22 protein-coding genes are annotated in these 25117 nt (G+C 32.6%); 4 read left to right on the top strand and 18 right to left on the bottom strand.

Translation table 11 applies throughout. The annotated features are described in order from the left end of the window. Nucleotides 1-339: 339 nt before the first annotated feature. From dndC to BBF96_RS01380, 4 genes are read left to right on the top strand one after another with little or no spacing between them, the layout of a single operon-like run. Nucleotides 340-1710, top strand: coding sequence for a DNA phosphorothioation system sulfurtransferase DndC (gene dndC, locus BBF96_RS01395; RefSeq protein WP_127015495.1), 1371 nt, complete (start codon nucleotides 340-342; stop codon nucleotides 1708-1710). Further along, nucleotides 1707-3713: a DNA sulfur modification protein DndD gene (gene dndD / locus BBF96_RS01390; protein WP_127015494.1), complete on the top strand. Its 2007-nt coding sequence runs from the start codon at nucleotides 1707-1709 to the stop codon at nucleotides 3711-3713. The genes dndC and dndD overlap by 4 nt, the downstream gene beginning before the upstream one ends. A gap of 12 nt (nucleotides 3714-3725) precedes the next feature. Then, nucleotides 3726-4112 (top strand): DNA sulfur modification protein DndE, encoded by a 387-nt coding sequence (dndE, locus tag BBF96_RS01385; protein WP_127015493.1) that lies wholly within the window; start codon nucleotides 3726-3728, stop codon nucleotides 4110-4112. Further along, nucleotides 4109-5227: a cysteine desulfurase family protein gene (locus BBF96_RS01380; RefSeq protein WP_127015492.1), complete on the top strand. Its 1119-nt coding sequence runs from the start codon at nucleotides 4109-4111 to the stop codon at nucleotides 5225-5227. The genes dndE and BBF96_RS01380 overlap by 4 nt, the downstream gene beginning before the upstream one ends. 89 nt (nucleotides 5228-5316) lie before the next feature. On the opposite strand, the gene BBF96_RS01375 is transcribed toward BBF96_RS01380, so the two are convergent. From BBF96_RS01375 to BBF96_RS01290, 18 genes are all read right to left on the bottom strand, one after another. Then, nucleotides 5317-6951, bottom strand: coding sequence for a DUF262 domain-containing protein (locus tag BBF96_RS01375; RefSeq protein WP_257792014.1), 1635 nt, complete (start codon nucleotides 6949-6951; stop codon nucleotides 5317-5319). An 87-nt stretch (nucleotides 6952-7038) separates the two neighbouring features. Then, nucleotides 7039-8241, bottom strand: coding sequence for an ISL3 family transposase (locus tag BBF96_RS01370; protein WP_127015490.1), 1203 nt, complete (start codon nucleotides 8239-8241; stop codon nucleotides 7039-7041). Nucleotides 8242-8316: 75 nt separating this feature from the next. Next, nucleotides 8317-8502 (bottom strand): hypothetical protein, encoded by a 186-nt coding sequence (locus BBF96_RS01365; protein WP_164730838.1) that lies wholly within the window; start codon nucleotides 8500-8502, stop codon nucleotides 8317-8319. Between the two features lie 115 nt (nucleotides 8503-8617). After that, nucleotides 8618-9010, bottom strand: coding sequence for a hypothetical protein (locus BBF96_RS01360; protein WP_127015488.1), 393 nt, complete (start codon nucleotides 9008-9010; stop codon nucleotides 8618-8620). Then, complete coding sequence (locus BBF96_RS01355) at nucleotides 9010-10962, bottom strand: AAA family ATPase (RefSeq protein WP_127015487.1); 1953 nt, start codon at nucleotides 10960-10962, stop codon at nucleotides 9010-9012. Before BBF96_RS01355 ends, BBF96_RS01360 begins: the two co-directional genes overlap by 1 nt. Then, complete coding sequence (locus BBF96_RS01350) at nucleotides 10943-11122, bottom strand: hypothetical protein (RefSeq protein ID WP_127015486.1); 180 nt, start codon at nucleotides 11120-11122, stop codon at nucleotides 10943-10945. The genes BBF96_RS01355 and BBF96_RS01350 overlap by 20 nt, the downstream gene beginning before the upstream one ends. Before the next feature lie 4 nt (nucleotides 11123-11126). Continuing rightward, nucleotides 11127-13172, bottom strand: coding sequence for a DEAD/DEAH box helicase family protein (locus BBF96_RS01345; RefSeq protein WP_127015485.1), 2046 nt, complete (start codon nucleotides 13170-13172; stop codon nucleotides 11127-11129). Between the two features lie 1613 nt (nucleotides 13173-14785). Next, nucleotides 14786-14989, bottom strand: a complete 204-nt coding sequence (locus BBF96_RS01340; RefSeq protein ID WP_127015484.1) for a hypothetical protein — start codon at nucleotides 14987-14989, stop codon at nucleotides 14786-14788. A gap of 293 nt (nucleotides 14990-15282) precedes the next feature. Continuing rightward, entirely contained in the window at nucleotides 15283-15951 is a 669-nt protein-coding gene (locus BBF96_RS01335; RefSeq protein ID WP_127015483.1) for a hypothetical protein, read from the bottom strand. A gap of 119 nt (nucleotides 15952-16070) precedes the next feature. After that, complete coding sequence (locus BBF96_RS01330; protein WP_127015482.1) at nucleotides 16071-16472, bottom strand: DUF1540 domain-containing protein; 402 nt, start codon at nucleotides 16470-16472, stop codon at nucleotides 16071-16073. Nucleotides 16473-16906: 434 nt separating this feature from the next. After that, on the bottom strand, nucleotides 16907-17599 hold the full coding sequence (locus BBF96_RS01325) for a TVP38/TMEM64 family protein (protein WP_127015481.1): 693 nt from the start codon (nucleotides 17597-17599) through the stop codon (nucleotides 16907-16909). Between the two features lie 62 nt (nucleotides 17600-17661). Next, on the bottom strand, nucleotides 17662-18585 hold the full coding sequence (locus BBF96_RS01320) for a sulfurtransferase (RefSeq protein ID WP_236777858.1): 924 nt from the start codon (nucleotides 18583-18585) through the stop codon (nucleotides 17662-17664). 48 nt (nucleotides 18586-18633) lie between these two features. Then, a complete protein-coding gene (locus BBF96_RS01315; protein WP_127015479.1) occupies nucleotides 18634-21156 on the bottom strand; it encodes an FAD-dependent oxidoreductase in 2523 nt (840 codons plus the stop codon). 239 nt (nucleotides 21157-21395) lie between these two features. Continuing rightward, nucleotides 21396-21911 carry a YeeE/YedE thiosulfate transporter family protein gene (locus BBF96_RS01310; protein ID WP_164730837.1) on the bottom strand — a complete coding sequence of 172 codons (516 nt, stop codon included), beginning with the start codon at nucleotides 21909-21911 and terminating at the stop codon, nucleotides 21396-21398. Nucleotides 21912-21931: 20 nt separating this feature from the next. Continuing rightward, on the bottom strand, nucleotides 21932-22159 hold the full coding sequence (locus BBF96_RS01305; protein WP_127015477.1) for a sulfurtransferase TusA family protein: 228 nt from the start codon (nucleotides 22157-22159) through the stop codon (nucleotides 21932-21934). Beyond that, the gene (locus tag BBF96_RS01300; RefSeq protein WP_164730836.1) at nucleotides 22159-22821 is read right to left on the bottom strand and encodes a YeeE/YedE thiosulfate transporter family protein; all 663 of its coding nucleotides are present in this window, start codon (nucleotides 22819-22821) and stop codon (nucleotides 22159-22161) included. Before BBF96_RS01300 ends, BBF96_RS01305 begins: the two co-directional genes overlap by 1 nt. Nucleotides 22822-22828: 7 nt before the next feature. Beyond that, on the bottom strand, nucleotides 22829-24502 hold the full coding sequence (locus BBF96_RS01295; RefSeq protein ID WP_127015475.1) for a PucR family transcriptional regulator: 1674 nt from the start codon (nucleotides 24500-24502) through the stop codon (nucleotides 22829-22831). Continuing rightward, nucleotides 24503-25117 (bottom strand): CDP-alcohol phosphatidyltransferase family protein, encoded by a 615-nt coding sequence (locus tag BBF96_RS01290; RefSeq protein WP_127015474.1) that lies wholly within the window; start codon nucleotides 25115-25117, stop codon nucleotides 24503-24505. It lies immediately after the preceding gene.

Below are 25117 nucleotides of genomic sequence, written 5' to 3'. Positions count from 1 at the left end.
CTAGAGATATTGGTATCGCTGGGAAGTTTTATGTAGGTTGCATCTAGCCGACTTGAAATTAGTGTTCTTGCTCATATCCTGCTAGGAATAGCTTTCTTAATTATACTTACGTCGTCATCTTTTCTTTAAATACAACACCAAAGCTATTACTTATAAATTTAAATCCAACATGGATTATCATCCATAATTATTTCTATAATCTTCGCATCAACATCATAAGCTTAGAAACATTATACATCTGATTTAACTTTTTTGAGTAATATTAAAGGAATTTTATCAATTAATATAGAATTAATATTGATTGTACATTGAAAATATTTAAAAAAGGAATGAATTCAAATGGCAAATTTCCAAGAAAAAATTATGACAACTATGGAGGAAATTAAAAAACTATATAAAGCCGATAAGCGTCCATGGGTTATCGGTTATAGTGGTGGTAAAGATTCTACTACTGTTGTTCAATTAGTATTTAATTCAATTAAAGATCTTCCAAAAGATGAACGTCATAAACACATTTATGTAATCTCGTCCGATACCTTGATAGAAAATCCTTTAATTATCAAATACATCAATACTACTCTAAAAAAGATCAATGAAAAAGCTTTAGAACTAGGTCTACCTATTTCAACACATAAAGTTAAACCTGAAATTAATAAAACCTTTTGGGTAACTCTAATTGGCAAAGGTTACCCATCTCCCCGCCAAAAATTTAGATGGTGTACTGATAAACTCAAAATTGAACCTGTTAACAAATTCGTATTAGATAAAGTAAACAAATATGGAGAAGTCATTATGGTTTTAGGTGTTCGGTTAAACGAGAGTGCCTCTCGTGACCAGGTTCTTAACTCACACAGAGTAGAAGGTAAAATTTTGCGTACCCATTCTTCCTTAAACAAAGCTTATGTATATGCACCTATTGAACAATTTACTACCGATGATGTTTGGGAATATCTTTTAAAATATGAATCCCCCTGGGGAAATGATAACAATGAACTTTTGGCTCTCTATGAAAATTCTTCCGGGGAATGTCCCCTTGTGATTGATAGGTCTACACCCTCTTGTGGAAATAGTCGCTTTGGTTGCTGGGTATGCACGGTCGTAAATGAGGACAAAACCTTAAAAGGTTTCATTGAAAGTGGAGAAAAATGGTTAAAACCTTTGCTTAGATTCCGTAATTGGCTTTTAGAAATTCGAAATGACTCCGAAATGAGAGAGAAAAAAAGACGAGATGGAAGTGTTTACTGGATCCAAGGAGAAAATGAAAAGGATAAACGACCAGGATTGGGACCTTTTACCCTAGAAGCACGTAAAAAAATTTTAAGAAGACTACTCCAAACACAAAAAAAAATTGACTCCTTGATTGGTAAACATTATCCACTTATTTTAAAAGAGGAATTACTAAAAATTCGTGAACTATGGATTGAAGACGGTGATTGGAAAGATTCAGTCCCAACTATTTATGAGGAAGAAATTGGAGAACCGATCATTTCTGAATTAACTGAACAGCCTATTTTTACTACTCAAGAAATTTCTGTGCTGTCAAGTCTATGTCTAGAAGAAGAAATTCCCTTTGAACTGATTTGGAAACTAATCATTCTTGAATCTAAATTTTACGGTTTTAAATACCGTTATGGTATTCTTGATGAAATTGACAAAATTTTACACGAAGAATGGCTTCATACTAATATTGAAAGTGGTGTCATCGAATGATTATTAAAAAATTAGAGATTAGAAATTTTGGTATTTTTTATAAAACAACTACTTTTGACTTTAATTTAAAGGAGTCTGATAAGAACATTATTCTTTTTGGAGGTAAAAATGGCTCTGGTAAAACTACAATTCTTCAAGCAATTAAACTAGCTTTATATGGTTCTTTGATCCTTGGATACAAAACAAATAGTAAACGTTATAATGACTTTTTGTTAAATAAATTTAATACCTACGCATTAAAAAATGGAGAAAAAACATTTGCTATTGGACTTAACTTTACGATTAAACAAGCTGGTTTAATTGATAATTACAAAATAATCCGCAAATGGGAAATATTTGATAATAAAATTATAGAACAGGTTTTTGTTGAAAAAAACGACAAATTATTAAATGAAAAAGAAACTTCAGATTTTGAATCTTTCATACGGAAATACATACCCCCTGCTTTGTTTGATTTCTTTTTCTTTGATGGTGAAGAATTTAATAAATTAATCATTCAAAATGACTTTGAAGATAAATTGAAAAATTCTGCTTTAACGCTTTTTAACCTTGAAATTTTTGAAATATTAAAAAGTGATTTAGATAAATATCTGGAACAAGAAAATATTTTTAATGAACTCTCTAAAGATGAACAGGTTTTAAAAGTTATTACCAAAAAAATAAAAGAATTAAGTGAACAAATTAAAAATTATAACGATACAGTTATAAATTTGGAAAAACAAGTTGAAGAAAAGCAAAATCAAATTAAAGATCTTGAAAACGAATTTAAACTTTACGGTGGACTCCTTGATACAGAGATTGATAACTTAAAAAGAGAAATTAATAACTTAGAAAATGAAAAAAAACAATGTTCGGAATGGTTAAAATCCTTTGCTGCCAATATTCTCCCCTTTTTAATCTGTAAAAAACTATTGCAAAATGTTCAAGATCAACTAACTCTTGAAAAACAAGTATCTTATTATATTGAATTAAAAAATCGCTTAACACAAGATTTACTTGAAAATATCAAAAATAATCTTGCCCTACAACAACTTAAAATAGTAAATAAGCAGGATGAAATAATATCCCCAGACTTCTTAATCGAAACAATAGTCAAAGAGCTAACCAAATCACTTAAACCCAATATTAATTTATCAACTTTTAAAGCTATTCACAATTTATCATTAGATGAATCTACCCAAATCGCATCATTACTCTATAAAATAAATAACTTTGATTCTTCAAAAGTTCAAAATACATTTGATAAAATTAATAATAACAATAATAAAATCTACGAATTGAAACAAAAAATTTCCATAGCCCTTGAGAACAAATCTTTAAATAAAATTTGGAAAAAAAGAATCCAATTAGAAAAAGAAATCAATGAGTTAACCAATCAAATTGAACAAATTAAGCTTCTGATTACTGAATTAGAAGTGGAACTAGAAAAACAACAAAATGAAGCTAAAAAACTTGAAAAAAAGATATCACAAGCTTACAAAGATAAAAGTGCATTTATTATTTCTAAAAAAATAAATAATATTTTAGATAAGTATATAGATCATCAACTTAAACTTAAAATAAAAGAAGTCGAAACCTTCTTCTTCCAAATGTTTTCAAGCTTGATCCGTAAAGATAATTTTATAGATAATGTAAAAATTGATAAGGACACTTTTAAAGTTAACCTATATAGTAAGGGGCAACTCATACAAAAGAACAACTTATCTGCCGGTGAAAAACAAATTTATATTCTTTCTTTGTTATGGGCATTAATTAAGGCCTCTAACCGGCAATTTCCTTTAGTTTTTGACACACTACTGGGAAGACTAGATCATTCACATAAAACAAATATAATTAGGGACTTCTTACCTAAAGCTAGCAAACAAACAATTATTTTATCAACTGATACTGAAATTGATCAAAAATACTATCAATTGCTTAAACCTCATATTGCTAAAGAATATTTATTGGAATACAATGAACAACGTTATACTATCGATGTCCATAACAAATATTTTCTTTAAAAGGGTGATTATATGATATTTAAATTAAAAACTTCTAAAGAAACTATGGAAATTTTAAAAGACCTTCAAGCTAAAACTAACCTTACTCCTAATGTTCTCTCAAGACTAGCAATTAGTTGCTCATTGTTAGATAATACTCCAGTAGACGAATTTGAATCTGATAACAACGGCTTAGAATTCAACCGCCACACTCTTACTGGAGACTATGATTTGGTTTTTAAAGTACTCATTTCCCAACATTGTAATAGACATCTTACTGATGAGGAATATTTTCCAACTTATATAAAAAAACATCTTGACCGGGGAGCCAAAATACTTAAAGCAGAGTATCAATATACTGGTAACTATGAGAAATTTCTTATTCACCTTACTAAACTAAACGATGAGGTGATTTTATGATTTACCTAGATAATAGTGCTACAACAAAAATTGACCCTCGGGTATTAAAAGCTATGCTTCCATATCTTCAAGAGGAATATGGCAATCCTTCTGCAAAATACTATACTTTAGCCGAAAATGCAAAAAGAGCTGTTGAAAAAAGTCGTGAAAATTTGGCCAAATTAATTAACTGTGAACCAGATGAACTGATCTTTACGAGTGGAGCTTCTGAAAGTAATAATTTTATACTAAAAGGAATTGCTGATTTTTATAGTAACAAAGGAAATCATATCATTACTTCCCTAGTTGAACATAGCTCCATTCTCGAAACATGTAATTACCTGGAAAGTAAAGGTTTTGAAGTTACATATCTAGGAGTTAATCAATATGGACAAGTTGACCCAAACGAACTGAAAAAAGTAATTACTAAAAAAACAATTCTGGTATCAATTATATGGGGAAATAATGAAATAGGAACTCTCAATAAAATCAAAGAAATTGGACAGATTTGTCGTGAACATAACGTCTTTTTCCATTCTGATGCAACTCAAGTACTTGGAAAAATAAAAATTGACGTACAGGATGTTCCAGTTGATTTTCTTTCTTTTTCTGCCCATAAACTCTATGGTCCCAAAGGTATTGGTGCTTGCTTCATACGAAAAGATGAATTAGGACTTAAAAGAGAAATTACCCCCTTAATTCACGGAGGTGGACAAGAATTTGGCTATCGTGCTGGGACCTTATGTACTCATAATATTGTAGGATTTGGAAAAGCTGCAGAAATTGCTTACAATGAAATGGATAATTATATACCTAACATTATTAAATTAGAAAATGAACTTAAGGCTAAATTAGAATCAGAAATTAAGGGAATTAAATTTAATGGACATCCAATAGAAAAAATCCCAGGCATTCTCAGTGTTACAATACCTGGCGTTAATAATGAATTATTAATTCGCAAACTCAAAAACCAAGTTGCTTTTTCTACTGGTTCTGCATGCTCTTTCAATAAACCCTCAAAGGTTCTATTGGCTATTGGTATGAATTTGAAAGAAATTAGAAATACAATACGTATCTCTATCGGTAAATTTAATTCAGACATACAAAAAATACCGGAACTAATAAAGAGCTGCTGATTAAACAGCAGCTCTTTTTATCAGTTACATAATCTAAGTGTATTTTAAGTATATTTATTTATATCTTTACTTAAACATTTTAAAACATATCAAAGTTTCCAAATTTCCAATGCTATTTCACTTAACTGCTCAGTTCGCTTGTCTATAACATCTAAATTCCAATCTGAATATTCAATAATTTGTTTAACTTGTTTTAATGTCGATCTTCCATAATTTTGATCATTTTTCTTAATAGCAAACAAACTATCTTTTACTGATGTATTTATGTCAAACTCTAACAATATCAAATTCCCAATCTTAGATACATATTCCTGATATTTCTCCTCTGGTATAGCCAGTTTCTTCTTCCATGCCTCACTATATTTCTCAGGCATAACATGTTCTATATTAACATCTTTCCGTGATTTTAATGTATGAATTACCCCACCATTCTGATTAGTTAAATAATATTCATATTTACGCAAAGTATAATTCGTTACATTATCTCTACCCCATTCCCTATTTATAAACATATTCCTAAATTCTTCATCATTTGGTGAATTTCTCTTAATCGCTTCTATTATTTTTTGGTCATCATAAATATACCTGTTTTCACTTTCTGTCCTTAACTTAATAAAATCTCTAAATATGCCATCCAATTTTTTTGTTGAATAATTACATATAATTCTTCTAAACATCATTTTTTCAATATAGCTTGTTATTTTATTTCTACGATTTTCATCAGATACATTATAAAAATAATCCATTAAAAATGAATGACATGCTTGTTGTCCTAATTCATTAATTCTTTTTACATTTTTAATATATTCTTTGTCATTGGAAATTTCTTCACTTTTATCGAAAAGTTTTGTATATATTTTAGCATAATCTATCATCTTTTCAATTTCATTTTTCATTTGAATTTTATTATCTATTTCTTCAAAGTAATGATTATAGCGATCTGGTAATTCTTTGGAACTAAATATTTTATTTTCTTTTGTACACATAAAATAATATTTCAAGAATTTCACACCATCAAAATTATCTAACGAAACTACTAATTTATCCCATAAATAACTAAACTCCTCAACATCATCCTTAAATTTTGAAGATGATATTGTCTTTAATAAATTATTTCTAATAATATCTATTTGACTCAATTGTAAACCTCGATTGTTCAATGAATCAAAAAACAAAAACAAACTTTCTATATTCTCACTAATAATAAGAATTATTTCTAATTTTTTTAAACTTTCTTCCAGATCCAACAAAAATTCTCTTTTAGCACCTTTATTCTTTATAGACTGGTACTTTTTAAAAATATTTTTATAAAAATATTCATATGTAAATAAAATATTTTTATTTATATATTTATCACTTTTTTTAACTCTTCTAAAACCATTTGCTTCTAGCCTTATATTGTTATCGAATTTCAAAGAGATAATTTTTCCTTCACCTTCATTTATATTAACAATATTTTCAAAGGTATATGTATCAATTTTGCAAGGTGTTAACTTATTAAACACCTGTCTAGTATCTACAGCCAATAAATATTCCTTTTGAATTCCTTCTGCACAATCTAATTCATTCAATGCTATATAAAAATCTCTTAAAGCAGAAATTAACAACATTGTAGTAATTAATCTTTGTTGACCATCAATTACCTCATATTCATTAATACCAACTTTATCCGTTCTTATTAATGAAATCACCCCTAAATAATGCGAATTTTCTTTTTTATCAATTATTTTGGCTCTCCGTCAAATGTTGTGAAAGATAAGTTGGCTCCGTTGAATTGATTGGTAAATTGATTTTGAAATAAACATTTAAATTTAATAACTTAACATTGCATTAAATACTCTTCTCCTTAGATTCATAACATTTGGAACACCATATCCAATCCTTTTGATCAATTTAATCTTGTTATTGATACCCTCAGCAAAGCCATTGGTTATCTTATTCTTAAAATAATTTAGTATTTTTTCTTCCCATCTTTGTATTATCTTTTTTACCTGGTAAAAAGGCATCAGCTTGCTTTTTATTACTTCTTTATACCACCTTTTTAGAGCTCTGGTGGCTTCTTTCACATCATCTAGCTGCAATAGGTCTCTGAATTCCTCTTTTAATTCCCAGGCCTTTTCTAGAGCTGGACTGAGTTCAAATAATTTGATGAGCTTTTCATGTTCTTCATCTGTCAATTCTTCAGCTCGTTTTTGGAGTAATAAACGACTTTGAAAAAACTTTCTTCTCTGATGATTATTTACTGTTTGTTGAACTTGTTTTCTAACTTCATCAAGGGCTCTGTTCATTAAAGTTACAAGATGAAATTTATCTATAACAATTTTTGCATGAGTAAATGCTGCATCTGCTACTGCTTTGAACGGCCGCCACATATCCATAGAGATCGATTGAATCTGTCGTCTTTGTTCATCTTCCCAACAATTAAAGTAGTCAATTAAATCATCCTTTTTGCGAGTAGGTAAAATGTCAATTAACTCCCGATTAATTGGATCTGTAATGCTAACTCCATATTTATGGCGTTTTAAAACTGCAAATTCATCGATACTGATGGCTTTTAATTGACTAAGTTTTGAAACTTGTTGTTTAATGAGAGGGTCAACTACTTTTTTAACTGCATTATTAACAGCTGTATAACTTAACCCGTTTTCTCTAGCAACTTTAGAATAATCCTTGCTGACAGTTTCTTTAGCAAGATATTTATCAAAGCGTTTGGTATTACGGGCATATTTATCAATACTTTCATATTTTTCAGGGATACCCCTCTTATGACAATAAGGACAACGATATCTTTTCTTTAGAAGTCTAATGATTACTAGTTTACCTCTTATGGGGATGTCTCTAATATTTTGCCATTTTGTATCATGGATTTTATTAGTGATATTACCACACTGAGGACACACAATGTGATTTTTCTTTGCTTCAGCGATAAAAATATATCTGTCCTCCGTTGAAATAATTTCAGTTGCAATAATGTCTGGCAAATCAAGAAATTTTATGATATTATTATATTGCATTTGCTGGACTCCTTTCTTTGGTTTTTAGTTCGCAACTAATTAATTCAACGGGGCCAGCAAATGCCTTTTTATTTTTTATAATTTTTTCTTCACAACATTAATTATAGACCCATTATTTTTTTTTATATCATACCAATACTGTTCTACTTGTTCTTTTTTCCATGAATACTTTCTTTGATTCAAAGGAATTTTAAAAACTACACTGTTACTCTCCAAATATTCTTTAATTGTTTTATTACTTTCTGTTACAAATCTACTCATTACTATCACCTCATGAATGAAAACTTCTTTCTGCATAACAAATAATAATCTATATCATTAATTGCTATAATTTTTACTAAATACAGTTTTAAATATAATATATTTGAAAAGTCTTTCAAGAATATTTAATTAAAATTTCTTCCACAAGATTTACTATTCCTTCCCCATCATTATTAACTAACTTATATAATTCCTCAATTCCTGCATTAGCAAATTTTTCAACTTCTCCTAATGGGTCATGTTCGATAATTGTAACATCTTTATAATAAGCTATAACAACAGCATAAAGAAGTGCTAAATCATGTTCATCAAAAACATCCTTATCAAAAATATCTCTTTTTTCATTTGGCTTCAAACTTTTCATTTCACCAAGGTTATATCCCAATATAGCAGCAGCCATAAATACATCTTTCATAGATGAAAAAGGCCCACCTTCAGAACTAAGTTCTTTAAACTTATCATGTTTGTCTTCCTCAATATAAATTTTTTTTCTTATATATTTATCCATCATAAATCCCTCACTATCCTTGTATTACCTATATGATCATCATATATCAAAGTATATTCTGCACCAACTTTATCTTGTAATATTTGCCTATTTTCATCATCTAACTCTTCATCTGTTACAAAAAGCACAAGTTGTGGAGTTAGTAATGGAATTGTACTAACAATATTCCTTCTATGTTCACTATCCAATCGTCCAAATGGAGTATCCATAACTAAAGGAGCTTCTTCCTCAGAAACCTGAGCAAGTCCTAATATAAATGCCAAACTTAATACTTGTCTTTCACCAGCCGATATCTCACTTCTCGCATCTTCATCCCCAAACCTATCAATTAATCTTAATTGATAATCTTCATTAAGCGATACTTTGATAAAACTACGTTTTTTCCTTATTAATTTCTGAAATATTTCACTAGCTTTTTCTTCAATTTTTATTCTCATCTCCTTAGCAAAACGATTATAAATCTCTTCTAATGCCTGGGCACTTTGTTCAGCAAGGACTTTCTTACGCTTTAATAAATCCATTTCTCTTTTTAATAATTCTTCTTTTTCAATCTGATCTCGAACTTCTTTTATCTTTTTTGTCAACTTGTCAATTTCATCATTCGTTGTTTCAATCTTATTTTGTAAAACTCCTTTATCAGTTAATAAATTCTTACGCCTTTCTTCTAATTTTGCAACATTTTCCAATTCACTTTCACTAAACTGTTTACTTATATCATCTTCCTGAGCAATTAAGTAATCTATATCCGCTTGAAGTTCCCTCCACTCTGTGTAATAAGATCGGATACTCTCAAGTAAATCTTCTTTTTTTTGTTTTGCAGCACGAATATTTGCTTTTAACTCAATTAGAAAACTTTGATTTCCTTCCTCAATTCCTTCTTGGGAAATTAATCCAATTAATTTTTTATATTCAGAAGAATGTCTTTTAACTTCTCTGCCACAAATACATACTTCTTCTTGAATAATCTTTTGATAAAGATTTTTTAAAATTCCAGAAGGAATATAATTATCTTGTACTCTAGAGGAGATTAAATTTTCTGCAAGATTAAGTGCCTTTTCTCCAAATATTAAACTAGCCCTTGATACATCTTTTTGTAGCAATCTTTTACACTTTGCTAACTGCATCTCCAAATCTCTGATTTTTTTTCGTATAGAATCTCTTTTCTGAGTTAACAATTGAATCTCTTTAATTTCGCTTTGTTTTTTCTCGATTATATCTATTTCTCGTTCACATTCTTTTAATTCTATTTTAAATTTTTCAAGTTCCTGTTGAAGTTTTTCTTTATCTTTTTTATATCTTTCTTCTTCTTCTAACAACTCTGCCAATCTACCAGTACTATAGTTTCGCAATTCCCTTGAATACTTATTTGCAATACTATAAAGATGATCTTTTCCTCTTTCAATAACTTCAAGTTTAAGAACATTACGCACAGCATACCAAACTTCATATTCATGATCTGGCCTAGCAAATTCATCAATTCTTTCACCATCAAAAAGAAAATATGTTCTAACATTTGAAGGTAAAATTAAATTTAATCTTGTTAATGGATCCGGAATTTCACATTGTTTATTGTTTTCATGATCAAGCTCAAACATTTGAACTTCGCTAGGACCTTGAGATTGATACTCGTCTTCTCTAATTTTCTTAACCATAATTACTCTCTTCATAAGATAACTTTTTCCCTTATGATCAAAGTAAATTAAAACTTTAGCCTCCACAAATGAATCTATAGAGGCTTCTTTTAAAGCATTTTTATTTATAATCTCTCCCTCAATTTTTACAACATTTTCTCCATATAAGCACCAATTAATTGCTGTAAAAAAATTAGTTTTTCCAGCCCCATTTTTACCATTAATAATTGTTACATTTTTTAATTTAGATCTCGATAAAACAACCTCTTGTTCACCATAATATTGTTTAAAATTTACTAATTTAATCTTCCGAATTATCATCTTCAATCATCTCCTCAATAATTTTCTGCAACTTTTCTTTAATTCCTTTTGGCTTACTCATACTAATTTTTTGCTCCTCTTCTTTCAATACCCGTAATACTGTTAATTTAATTCTCTGATCATAATCATTTAATAATTCTTCAATTTTCTTATAATTCATATTATCACACCTCATCTAAAAGATTGTAATAATTAGCCAAATCAAAAACAATACTCCTAGCTTGATATTTATTACAAGCTAAATCAGCAAATTCTTTAAATCGAGCTAATTCGCGTTTTACAATAGACCGTGTAGCTGGTGAAACCTTAAATCCTAAAGGCGGAATGGCAATAAAATCATAAATAATTGCCTTTTCCTTTCCAGGGTGTTTACGTAAAACTCGTCCACGACGCTGAATAAACTCCTTTGGATTAGTACTACTTGCTAAAATAAATGCTTTTTTTATAGCAGGTATATCTACTCCTTCATCAAGACAATGCATAGCAACTAAAACACTAACATCCCCATCTGAAAATAACTTGAGAATCTTTTTTCGTTCTTTATTACTTTCTCTTGCTGTGAATCTTTGATAAAATATGTTTTGTTCAGCAAGTACATTCTGTACTTTTTCTATTTGACCTGGCGAAGTATAAACTAAAGTATATGTTAAATCCTTATCTTGTTTTAATAACTTTAAAAATTCTTTCATTTTGTTTTCTACATTATTCACTATATTCGCTCTTTGCATCATTAATCTTTTCAAACTTTCATCATCTTCTGGTACACCACTTGATAATAATTTTGCAATTTTTGATGATAATTTTTCATACTTTTCAAATTCTTCTTCATTAAATTCAACCAAAATAGGATAATATTCATACGGAGTTAAATTACCTTTTTCAATGGCATCTTTAAGGTTATAAGTAAAAACTACCTTATCAAAATATTTATATAAAACTTCTGTACCAGCCTCATCATACCATCTTCGTGGAGTAGCACTAAGCCCAATTCTACCAGAAAAATCATCTTTAAGAATTAATTGTCGACACCTAGCACCAAGATTATGAGCTTCATCTCCAATTAAAAGTACATTTACTCCAGATCTAATCCTTTTAAGAGCTCTTTGAAATGGCTCCATTGAGGCTGTAGCAGATGTGGTAATAACAAATTTATATTTAGATAATCCAATATTTAAATCAACAATATTATTAATCAATTTATTCTCCCATAAATTTTTATTTTGATAACAACATAAAACTTCATAATTAAATTTATTTAATTCTCGTCTCCATTGATCAACTAAATGCTGATATGGACACACAATAATAACTAATGTAGAACAATGATCTTTTATAAATTCTTCAGCACATAAAATCGCTGTAATAGTTTTACCTGTACCGGTAGCCATCTCAAATAAACCTTTATAGTTATTTTCTTTCCATTTTTTAACAGCTTGTAATTGATAATCCCGTGGGATAATTTTTTTCTTTTTCTCATTTCTAATTAAAACTTTTAAAGGATAAACTTTATCTATAGGCTCAGATGGTGCTACTTCTATCAACTTTTCTTTCACTGCTTTTGGAAACTCATATACTTGAACATTAGGAGTAATATTTGCCCAAAGTCGTTCAAAATAATCAACTCTATCTTGAACTCTATCAACAAATTCTTTTTGCCAGCTCCAAAAAACGTCAAAAGATTCAAAATTATATATCCACCCATTGGCTGATTCATTAAGCGACCCTGCAAATACCACTTTATTACCTAATGAATCTGTGAAAATTCCAAATTTTTCATGATAAATTATATTTATATTATTTATGTCAATATTTAAATCATCCAATTTTCTAATTGCAATCTTAATATCTAAATTCCCCGTTTTAATTAACCAACATAGGTTTTTTATATTTGCTTGGTCATGATTTTCTAATAATAAATCCACCTGCTTATTTAAATTTTGTTCAATAATTTTTCTGTAACTATACCCCTCTTTTATTGCCTGAAAATCCTGATTTGATAATTCTACTCCACAGACTAATCTCATTTTTCCATTATTTAAAATAAATTGATACAATCCGTTCGAAATGTAATTTAAAATAGATGAATTAAAATAACCCACAGCTCTGTCATATTTTATAGAATTAGCAAGACAAGGGATATAAAATTCTGAAAGAAGGTCATTATCACTTGTTCTATAAGTACCAATCAAAGGAATACTTTTTAAACTCATAATTAATACCACCGTTTAATTAAATTAGTAAAAACATTTTACCATTTTTATCTTTCGATATTTCTCTACAATATCCTTCTGTCAATAAGCTAAATTAGTACAAATATGAACAATTAAATTAAATCCACTATTATCAGGTATAGTTTTAGGCATAACCAGTGTTACCAACTCATACATCATATCCTATCTTTTTAATAGCTGAGGTCTACTAGGTATATTGAAAAAAAGATCATGTGAAACAGCATCATCATGAAACTTCTTTACTTCCAATTTATCATCATGCAAATATAGTGCACCAAAATCATTTGATTTTAAGTATTTTCCTTTTGCCCATTTATATGCCTCATTATGATGGTCTACGTATAATATATTTTTGGATACTTATACAAAAATCAATCGGAAATCATCGTTAATTCTAGCACTTCTAAATTTCCTATCGCATTTAATTCTATCTTAATCCATGACCCTTATTCTGTTTTGCAAACACTGTTAAACTTTTTCTAATAATTTTCCTTGATTCTTTATCAAAACGGTCATAACTTTCGAGATACGAATTAGATATTACAATTATTTTATTCATCAGTAGACTCCTTCCTGTATTTTTAGCCATATAAAAATCCCGCATTTGGTCGTATTTTTATTCATTAAATGTGATTCAAATTACAGCTTGGCATGGAGCCTCTAAGAGTATGATTTAAGACAAATGCGGGCAGAAGCTAATTTGGCAGGCTATTTAGCCTATCATACCCTTTTCTCCATATAAAGCTGTAATTTGAATATTTTTTGTATAATTACTTGGCCAAATACTCCATTTTTACTTTGCCAGACATACTTCCTGTAATAAGATAAGCAATCAGTTATACAGTATATCACTTAAACAAAAAGTATAAAACTTTCTTTACATTTTTATTTCATCATATACATCTATAAAGAATTATCTTGAACTAAATTAGTTAATCCCTTCATCCGAGTTATTATAATAAATCTGCCTACCCCACCTTTTTTATACTTCTCCATTAGACAATAAAATTCCTGTAATTTAGTAATTTTTTTCTTTATTAACGTCATAAATACTTTCTTTTTTATTTTCAACTGTATAAAAAGTTATATCTTTTTGCCTATAATCTTATCCATATCTCACAAATTCATCTTCATTATCATAATATATATTAGCAAAATCACCGGTGATTGAAAGCTAAGGCGTTTTAACTACAAAAAAATCTATAACACTAATAAAGGGGGATAGCAAGGATGGATCATCATCATGGAATAGATAGAGAGTTTTTTTATTTTCTGGCACTCGTTATTATCATCATATGCTGCTGCCGTGACTAATCAAAACTAACGGGCGTACATCAAGTACGCCCAACACGTATTTAATCTCCTAAATAATATTTTTATAACTACATCAGTATATTCACACAATCTTTATCAATAGCATAATATATACTAATCCAGCCACCGGTGAATGGAAAACCACGACGATTCAATTGTAAAAATTTATATATTGTTTCTTTTATAGCTGATTAATAGACTTAAAATAAGGGTGTATCTTTCCATACACCCATTATATAAAAGAAAGCCTTTCAGTCATCATGACCGAAGGGCTTTCTCTATCCTACCTTTGAATTAAAATGGTCCCGATTACAATAGCTTTCATAAATCCGACACAAAGCAATCAAATCATTATCCTTAAAGATTTGATTTAAATCAGTTAACTTATCTAAAATACTCAATTCTTCAATTAGTTCATTTTCAATCTGTTGGTAAAGATAAAAAACTTTTTCTTCAAATTTTTTCACTTCTCTTAACTGCATGCCCAACCTTTACTCCCTTCATCAATTTTAAAAAATAAATAAAACAGGAGCAATCAGGTGGTGAGGAGGACCTGGCGGGGATTACTCCCGATTGCTCCAGTTTTAGGCAAAACTATTATGCACACAGTTAAAATAAATTCAAAAAAATTCTAAATTATTCACTTAAAACGAATTATTGTCTATATACAAATTTTAGCATACCTAATATTCGCTGTCAAGGTTTTTATAATAATTTTTACAAAAATTGCACAATAATCATTAAATATCGATTTCCCGGCTAGCTCTTTTCTGAATTAATACATAAGTTGAAGATTCACCCCAATCATAGTTCCATTGACCCGCAATGGTGGAACTGCATCAGTTCTATAATTTACATCCTTCCACTGATCATTACCAATACTGTATATGTAATTTATAATTCCTTGAATGGTACACCACTCAACCACCTGATATTGGAGAGTTACTTTTGGACCAACAATAAAGAAGGTGTTAGTCAGATGTATTTGGTTGGGTTCATTTATATTCTGTAAAGTATTCTTACGCAAAGTTAACTCATAAGTACCACCACCAAAGATCATACCGATACCAATGTCCAATTTATCCTGAAGAACAAATCCATATTCTAAGTCAGCCCCACCGGCGGCAAAGTTCAGTTGACTTAATCCACCATTAGCACCTTCTACAACCACTTCTCCTCCATAACCAAAACCTCCACAACGTAATCCATCCCTAAATCCGATAAGGCTGCCACCACCATAAACTAACATTCCGTCCTCTAACTCAGGGTATCCAGCCCTAGCTATCTCTTCCTTAAAACCACCCATGTTTAATTTCATATATCCCAGGCCAAAACTTCCACCACCTTTAAAATCCATATTTACAAATGGATTTTCTTCCTCCTCTGCCATAACTGGAAGAGAGATTACTAATAAAAGCCAGACTAAAACAAGTAACTTTTTCACTATTATCACCTCTCTAAAAATTTTTCCAGTTTAACTATTCGTCAATTCTATGCTATCTCCTTGCTATTTTAATAATTTTATCATGCTATTTAAAAAATGAAGGCCAGAAAATTGGCCTTCTAACCTTCATTATTAGGAAGATAAGTTGCACAGTTGGTATCCTGACACTCATCTGCATCTCTTCCACTAATATATATTTTTTCTGCTCCGCATAGATCCCCCTTATCCCAATATTTGCAGGAATCAACAATACAGGTTACAGATGGAGTTAACTGTGTACCAGAAATAAAAGGTTCACTTAATGCACCGGTCAGATTTACATTATCTAAAGACCCCAGTATATTGCTAAAACTGGATCTTATCTGAAAGGTCTTACACTGGGTCTGTTCTGAATTCTTAGACATCTTTCCTTCTTCTTCATGTATCACATCAATATTGGCTGCACCGCATAAATCACCGGGAACATAATGAGTACAGGTATTTACAACACATTTTACCTTTGGACTGTGTTCATGGGGCATAAATTTTCACTCCTTTTTTTTTGTCTATTGCTTTTAAGTTAGTATAACCTTTTTTAAAAAAAATCAACGGTTAAATTGCTGCATTATTATTCTCTGCCTTTTCGGGATTATTAAGAACAAAATGCCCTTCGGGCATTGAACAAAGCTAATTTTTCGCTTCACAGTGAAATTTTTCGAACCATCTAAAGTTCAATCTCAGTCGAAATAAGGCTCCCTAATCAAAGGGCCCTCCTGGCCCTTGATTAGCTCATCACTTCCTGTGATGAGGCCTTATTTCTCCTTCGATCTCACTAAGATGTTTTAACGAAAAATTTCAATATCGCTCAAAATTAGCTTTTGCAGTTTGATCATAATGTTATCCACAACCTACAAAAAGTATAATTTCCTAAACACTAAAAAAGCTCTTACCCCGAATCCGGGATAAGAGCTTTATATTATTTTGCTACTGTCTCATCCAGATCATATTTCTTTTTAATCCACCCTGGAATCAGGGATAGAATTACAAAGAATACTGCAGCAATTCCCAGATAAATCAATGTCTTTTTAATATCTCCCTGACCGCTGGATAGAGAACCTGCAGCAAATACATAGGCTATAGTTCCAGGAAGCATACAAATCCAGGAGACCAGTACATAGGTGCTGAACTTAATTTTTGTCAAACCATAAGCAAAGTTTTGTAAATTAAAGGGGAAAATAGGGACCAGACGGGTAATCATAAGCATCCGCCAGCCTTGCTTTTCTACACCTTCATCAATCTTTTTAAATTGAGGATTATTAGCTACCCAGCTTTCAACCATATCTCTTGCAGCATACCGTGCAATAAGAAAAGCAAGAGAAGCACCAATAGTTGAGCCAATGGAAACATAAATAGTACCCCAGATAGAACCAAATACCAGACCACCTACTATAGTAATGGGAAGACCAGGTAAAAAGAAAAGACAACATGCTATATATACAAGAATGTAAACAACAGGACCCCAGACTCCAAAACCATCAATCCACTCCTTAATAGCCCTGAAATCCTTCATATATTCAAAAACACCATAACGTTTCAACAAGAAAATGATGATTGCTAAAACACCAACAATGATGACCAATTTCAGCTTATTATTCTTTTTTTCTGACATTTTGACACCCCTTTTCAAACTTATTATTGAGGGGGATTTAACTCCCCCTCTTTCTTTAGAAATTATTCACCTGTCTCAATTGGTAAATCTTTACGGGCAGACCATTCAATCCAGGAACCATCATAGTTTTTAACATTTTTATAACCCAATAACTGAGTTAAAACAAAAGTTGTATGAGCAGAGCGAACTGCTGACTGGCAATAGGGGATAATCTTTTTGTCAGGAGTTACTCCTTTAGCTTCATATAGAGCCTTTAATTCATCATAGCTCTTGAAAGTCCAATCTTCATTTACTGCCTCTTTCCACTCTATCCAGGGCGCACCGGGAATCCGACCTTTGCGGGAAGCACCCCTTTTCAGTGTAGCACCTGTATACTCCTCCCAAGAACGGGTGTCCAGAATAACGGTATTTTTATTATTTAATTCAGCAATTACTTCGTCCACTTCAGCCAACAATTCCATACGGAATTTGCTCTCATCCATTACGTAATGACCGCGTTTAATTTTTGGTTTAGCTGTAGTAGTTTCATAACCACTACCTTTCCAGGCCGGCAAACCACCATCTAAGAGACGAATTTTTTCAAGATCATGACCATAAAGAGCCATAATCCACCACATCCGGGCAGCATCATAGTCACCTTTTTCATCATAGATAACTACAGTGGTATCATTACTAATTCCTTTGCTCTCAAGAAAGTTTTTAAACTGCTCTGGAGTAGCTCTCATTCCACCATATTGATGATCAGGATTTTCCTCTTCACTTCTCCAGGCATTAACAGCTCCTGGAATGTGCTCCAACATATATTTAGCACTTCTTCTAAAGTCAACAATAACCACATCATCACGACCTAACATTTCTTTTAATTCTTTAGGACTGATTAAAGCCTTGGGATTTGCATATTTGCTGTACTTACTTTCATTAATGGAAACTTCTTTTGCTGGAGCCTTAAGAAAATAGTACGCACCGATTAAAGCTACCAGAACCACCCCAACAACTACATATAATATTTTTTTCTCATGTTCATCCCCCTTTTATTATTTTAATTTTTTAACCCTAGATCTGGTCTTCCTACGATTAAGCCAGCTAACCACCGGATTACCTAAACCGGGTGCATCTCCCTTCTTCCAATCATCTTTAAAGATTAGATCAAGGATATGGAAAGCTGGTTTACCTCCCATAGTCATTGCTTCACGACAAGCCGCACAATAGGTAACCATCGGTTTATCTGTTTCTTTAGTACGGCGAACCATAATCCTTTGAGCCAGTTCCTTATTTGCAAGTAATACCATTCCACCCATACCGCAGCAACGTGTATTTTCCCGGATATACTTCAATTCCTGAATTTTAAAGCCCATTTCTTTCATCAGTTTCCGCACACTATCATGGATACTGGTGTAGTGACGTGCGGTACAGGAATCATGGATAGAGAAGACTTTCCCCTGACCTCTATTCTTAGCCTCTTCAGGTAAACCCACTTCTGCCAGTACATCATAAAGGGACCGTACTTTAAGATGTGGAGCATGGTGTTCAATGTTATGAGTACAGTCAGGACATGCGCAAATAATCTCATCAGCACCCAGTTTCTCCATTTCTCTTAAAAGACTATTGAAACGTTCCTCAAACTCTTTCTCCTGACCCAACATATTAGTCGGAGCACCACAGCAACGGAGAATAAATCCGGTACCTGGCAATCTATCCTGTAAATGCTTTAAGGTCTTAATTACCAGTTCAGGCGAATACGAAGATAAACTACATCCGGGGAAGAAGACCCGTTTTGTATAGCCTGCTTTAGTATCAGGTTGGGTTAAAGTGAAGAATTTATTATAACCCAGTTTTTGATGGAAATTAGTAACCGGCTTATGTTCCGGAAGCGGACCTATATTTTCACGATTATAAATCCGTCTCAATTCCAGCATAATTTCACTGATCTTAAAATCTTTCGGGCAGTGAACAGTACAGATATCACATAAGTTACAATAGTAAGGAATTTTAATATCTGCGTTTGGATCTTTTAATATCCGCTTCATCAATTCCTTAGGATGCTCACTGTATTCAGATAAGAATTCACACTCTTTCACACAAAGTTTACATTCACATTCAAGACAGCGGTCAGCTTCTTTTAATGCCTGTTCTTCAGTAAATCCAAGGGCTACTTCATCAAAGGATTTGATCCGTTCTTCAGGATCCAGCATTGACATTTGAACCCGTTTTTTGCGCTGTACCTTGGGTAAATCTTTTTCTAACCAGGTATCAAAAGTTCCTTCATATTCCCGACCAACAGTCAAATCTTCACCTTTAAAGTATTTATCAATAGAGATAGCAGCTTTTAAACCCTGGGCAACTGCTTCAATTGCAATAAGCGGTCTACCTGCACAGTCACCACCTGCAAAAACGCCTTCTACATTGGTTTCTAAAGTAATCGGATTGACTTCAAATTTACCGCCCCGGCCAACTTTAAGCCCCAATTGTTCAGCAATAGTTTGACTGTCAGAAGTTTGACCGATAGCCATAATTACAGTATCAGCTTCAATTACTTTAGTATTATTATCATTATATTCAGGATTAAAACGGCCTTCTGCATCGAAAACTCTGGTACACTCTTTTACCTTAAGACCTGTTACTCTGCCATTTTCGCCGAGATATTCAACAGGTCCCCAACCATTATGAATTCTAATTCCTTCTTCCTCTGCCTCTTCCACTTCCCAGGAATGGGCAGGCATTTCATCTTTCTGCTCTAAACAAACCATTTCCACTTCTGCCCCCAGTCTGCGGGCACTCCGGGCTACGTCGATGGCTACATTTCCACCACCTACAACCAGAACCTTTTTACCCAACTCATCAACAGGTTGGCCCAGACTGACTTTTCTTAGAAAATCTACACCGGGAAGTACTCCTTTTAGATCTGATCCGGGTAACGATAACATTATACTAACATGAGCACCAATAGCTATAAAAATAGCATCAAATTGCTTCCGTAAGTCATCCATAGAGATATCTTTTCCAACTTCAACACCGGTTTTAATCTCTACACCCAGTTTCTCCAAAATACTGAACTCAAAGTCGATAATATTTCGCGGTAAACGGTAAGCCGGAATACCAACCCTTAGCATACCTCCGACAACATCCAATTTTTCAAAGATAGTAACCTGATATCCTCTCTTCCTTAATTCATAAGCTGCCATAGCTCCAGCGGGACCAGCCCCAATAATAGCTACCTTCTCTTTTTTTAAAGGAGCAGTGGTCAAATCCCAATCCTTTTCATCATCATACTCAGCAGCAAAACGTTTCAAAGCTGCGATGGACATAGCTTCATCTACTTCACCGCGTTTACATTTCTCTTCACAGGGATGTGCACAAATCCGCCCCATAATTGCGGGGAAGGGTAATTTCTCCCGGATTAGTTTGACTGCACCTTTATAATCTCCTTCACGAATTAGCTTAATATATCCCTTTGCATCTGTATGAACCGGACATGTAGCTACACAAGCGGCAGGTGCATCACCCATACAACCATCAATAATCTCCTGCATCTTCTGCTTAAGATCTTCTGTTAACATTTCACAACCTCCTTTTCTTTAACCAGAACAATTAGTGAATAGTTTCACTTTTCATAGAAAATTAAATAATTATCATATCTTCGATATTCATTATAATCTACAAAAAGATAAATGTCTATAGTATAAAAAGATAAAAAGTTCATAATTTATTTATAGGAAAGTCACTAAATGGGAATTTATTTATTTTTCCCGGAGGATATTTTCTATGTTTTTGTGGGTAATTCACAAATTTTTATTAATTATATCAGCCATTTAAGAAGAATTTTTGTCCCTATATATACACCTAATACTGTCCCCAGAGCATAAAGCCATCCAGCCAGAGAAAGGCTAGCAATGGAACATAAAAATCCCCCAATATTACAGCCCATGGCGATGCGGGCACCATAACCCATTAACCAGCCTCCAATTAAGGCTATAAGAGCCTGTTTTGAGGACTTAATTTTCTTAAATTTAAACTCCCTGGCTAAAGTGGCCCCTAAAAACGCTCCAACTATTATTCCAAAATTAGTCCAGGTCTCAGGATCTTTTAAAAAAGAGCTTAAATTCTCCATTTCCCAATACTGCCACTTGCTAATTTTCCAACCAAAAATATCAGCCAACCATGTTCCCCAACGGGCAAAAGTCTTGGATATTCCCCAGGCTTTTTTGTTATACCACAATAAAAAGATACTACTCAGTCCCAATAAACTGCCGCCTACTATCGGATGCCAGGGTTTACGCAGGTTATCCAATAAGCGAGACTGCAATCTTTTCATTTTAATCAACTCCTCGCCTGTCATCTTGTCTTGGTAATAACAATTTCCCACTCACCAAAATAAATCTCCCTGATCTCCACTTTATAACCTTTCTTACGTGCCCATTCAGGAATATTGGTCATAGCACAATTATGATCAATTTCTACTATTAAAGTCTCACCTTTCTTCATCTGAGCCAATTTTTTCTCAACCTTAATCAGCGGAATAGGGCAAGCTTCTCCCATACAATCCAAAATCTGATCACCCATCATTCATCCTCCCCTCTAAACCGATATTTCTCATACCAGGAAATCAAAAAATAGATCAAAATCAGTAATATTATTTGTAAACCTACCCCTAAAACCCACCCCAAAGCAGTAGGAAGATGTATAACAGGCCTGCCAAAGGAAAAATGTTTATACCACCAGGGTGCATCATGAATCCCATGGACGGAGCCCAAAATTAGTCCTAAAAACACCAACCACTGAAGGCCAAAACCTTCCCCCATCCGCATTAAAGTGCCAGAAGCACAGCTTCCAGCAATGGCAGCACCGATACCAAAAATGACAGCTCCGACAAAAATATTCAAACCCATCGGATAAAGGTTACCCAGAATATAGCTATTTTCAACAAATTCCATATATTGAATAAGTGCAAAACCAATGGTACTAACTATCAAAGCTGCCAATACCCCTTTGGTTGTTCGGGCCAATCCATATAACCAGGGATCACGTAGGGCTGCATTAAAACATAATCTTGTCCTGTCCAGAATAAATCCGATTGCAATTCCAACCAACCAATTAACAGAAATTTTTGCAGATGCATGATAATATAAAAACGAAAAAACGCAGAGAGTCAATACCATAGTAGCCAGTGCAAAATACCCCTGATATTGCAGATAACCCCTTCGTTTAGCCAGTTGGGTTTTCATTATCAAACTAACACCCCTTCTCCGCTGATCTGTCCTTTTCTTCATTAGAAATGAATTTATAAATTTTATAGGCAATAGAAAGATTTAATTTGGTCTCAAAATCCTTTAAATCACAGCCAAGAATTTCATTAATCCTCTTGATTCGATAACTGATGGTATTTGGATGGACATGAAGTTTTTCCGCTGTCTTTTGAATTTTACAATCAGAAGCAAGATACACCCCAAGAGTATTTATCAAATCAGTCTGACTCTCCCGATCATATTCGATCAGCCCTTTTAACATTTCATTGGTGAATTTGACCAGATTATTATGATCCACTTCCCAGAGAATCTGTAAAATTCCGATATCCTCAAAAAAGAGAATCTCATCTGAAATATTGCCATACCTGAGCACAGTCAAAGCCTTTAAGCATTCCCGATAACTTTTCCGTATCTCCAGACAATTATGATAATACCTTCCAGCCCCTATATAAAACTTAATCTTCTTAAACTTCCGTTCCAATTCCTCTTTGACTATTCGTACCACTGCCCGACGCTCATCTTCCAGATTATCTGAATGGATATTAACAAGAAGCAAAATATCATCCTCATAATCAAAAATAATATAGCGATAGGGAAAACGGCTTTTCATAATCCGATGCATATATCGGATAACTTTCTCCTGGTAATCAAAGAGAAAATATACTCCTTCCCCTTCCTCCTGATCATGAAACTGATAATAGTCCTTGAAGCGGAAAATGTATAATTGGTAGGGAATAGTCAAATCCCAACCTGCCAACTCACCACGTTTTATCATCACCTCTTTATCCTGGGTTTTACCAGCTAGAAGTTCTTTAATCAATTCATTACAGGTTTTACGGGCCAGAGTCTGAACAAAGCGGTTAAAGTTCAACTTAAGGGCCAGAGCATTGGCGGCTTGAATAATGGTAATAAAATCCTGTTCTCTAAAAATTTCTTTCTTTTCCACAATCACTAGATAAGCCAATGTATCCTTATTCTTTCCAATTTTAATGTGTAGTTCCCTCTCTTCTTTATCTTTAACCGCATAGATTACCCGATTGATCTGATAATTATAGCGGTTATAAACCTCTGTGATGTTCACCAATTTCCGCTGATCCATCTGATAATATTTCTCCCGTTCTTCTCTGAGACTCCTGTCCAGATAAATAATATCTTCCTTAAACCTATCCATAATCAACACCGGATTTTCAATTAAACGGGAAAGCTGATTACAGATAGTCTTAAAACCTCCATCTTCAAGCAAAATATTCTGAAAAATCTGCTGCATTTTAATATTATGCTCCATCAAACTAATAGCAGATGTCTCTAAATTTCTTCTTAGAAAATTAAACCAGTCCTGATTTTTTACACCAGCAGCTGAGATGATGGGTATCCTACAAACGCGAGCTTTATCTTTAAAAGATTCAGAAAGGTTTTTAACATACACTATCAATCCAACCACATCTTTTGCCAGAAGTTCCTCTAAAACCAGTTCATCATTCAAAAGGTTTTCTGCACCTTTTTCAAGAACACAGAGAGAAAAATTTTTAATTGCTGCCAGATTGGTTTCTGTATTGATCTCTTCTACATTTTTAATAACCCGTTCTAAAGCTTCATCCTCACCTACCAATACCTCAAATCCTTTTTCATGCTCCAGCAGACTCATCAGAGTGTAATCCATTTAGTTTCTCTCCTCTCGATGACTCTTAGCTTTACCAAAAAGCCGATATGCCTCTACAAAACGCTGTCCTCCAGTAAAATAAATCAAAATTGCAAAGAGATAAATCCAGAAGTTGCGTAAAGTTGGAAAAAGAAAGAACAGGGTAAAGAAGATAAATGTTTCGGTCCGTTCTGTAATTCCAGCCTGATGATAAAACTCCTTAATCCCCCTTTTTTCCGCTAAAGCTCCCACTGTTAGAAAAATGGAAATACAAAAAACGATAGAGCTCAGTAAAACCACAAGCCCCATTCGTGCATCTGGAAAAACAAGACCATAGAAAATAATTACCGCAGTTTCTACGGTCCGATCAAAAATTATATCCATAAATCCTCCCCAGGCTGAAGATTCTTTACCCAGTCGCGCAAGTGAGCCATCGAGAACATCCATAAGGCCAGATAACCAGAGCAAAACTACTGCTAACCAGGGATGTCCAAAATAAAAGCTAACCCCAGCTCCAACACCAATAACCAAGGCCATTATCGTTAGTTGATTGGCTTTAATCCCGATTCGATATAACACATAAGCAGTTTTGTCAAATAGCGGCTGTAGTAGATGACGGGCATGGGTATCTAGCAT

Source organism: Anoxybacter fermentans, assembly GCF_003991135.1.
Taxonomy (GTDB): domain Bacteria; phylum Bacillota; class Halanaerobiia; order DY22613; family DY22613; genus Anoxybacter; species Anoxybacter fermentans.
This window is presented reverse-complemented; position numbering and strand designations above follow the sequence as displayed.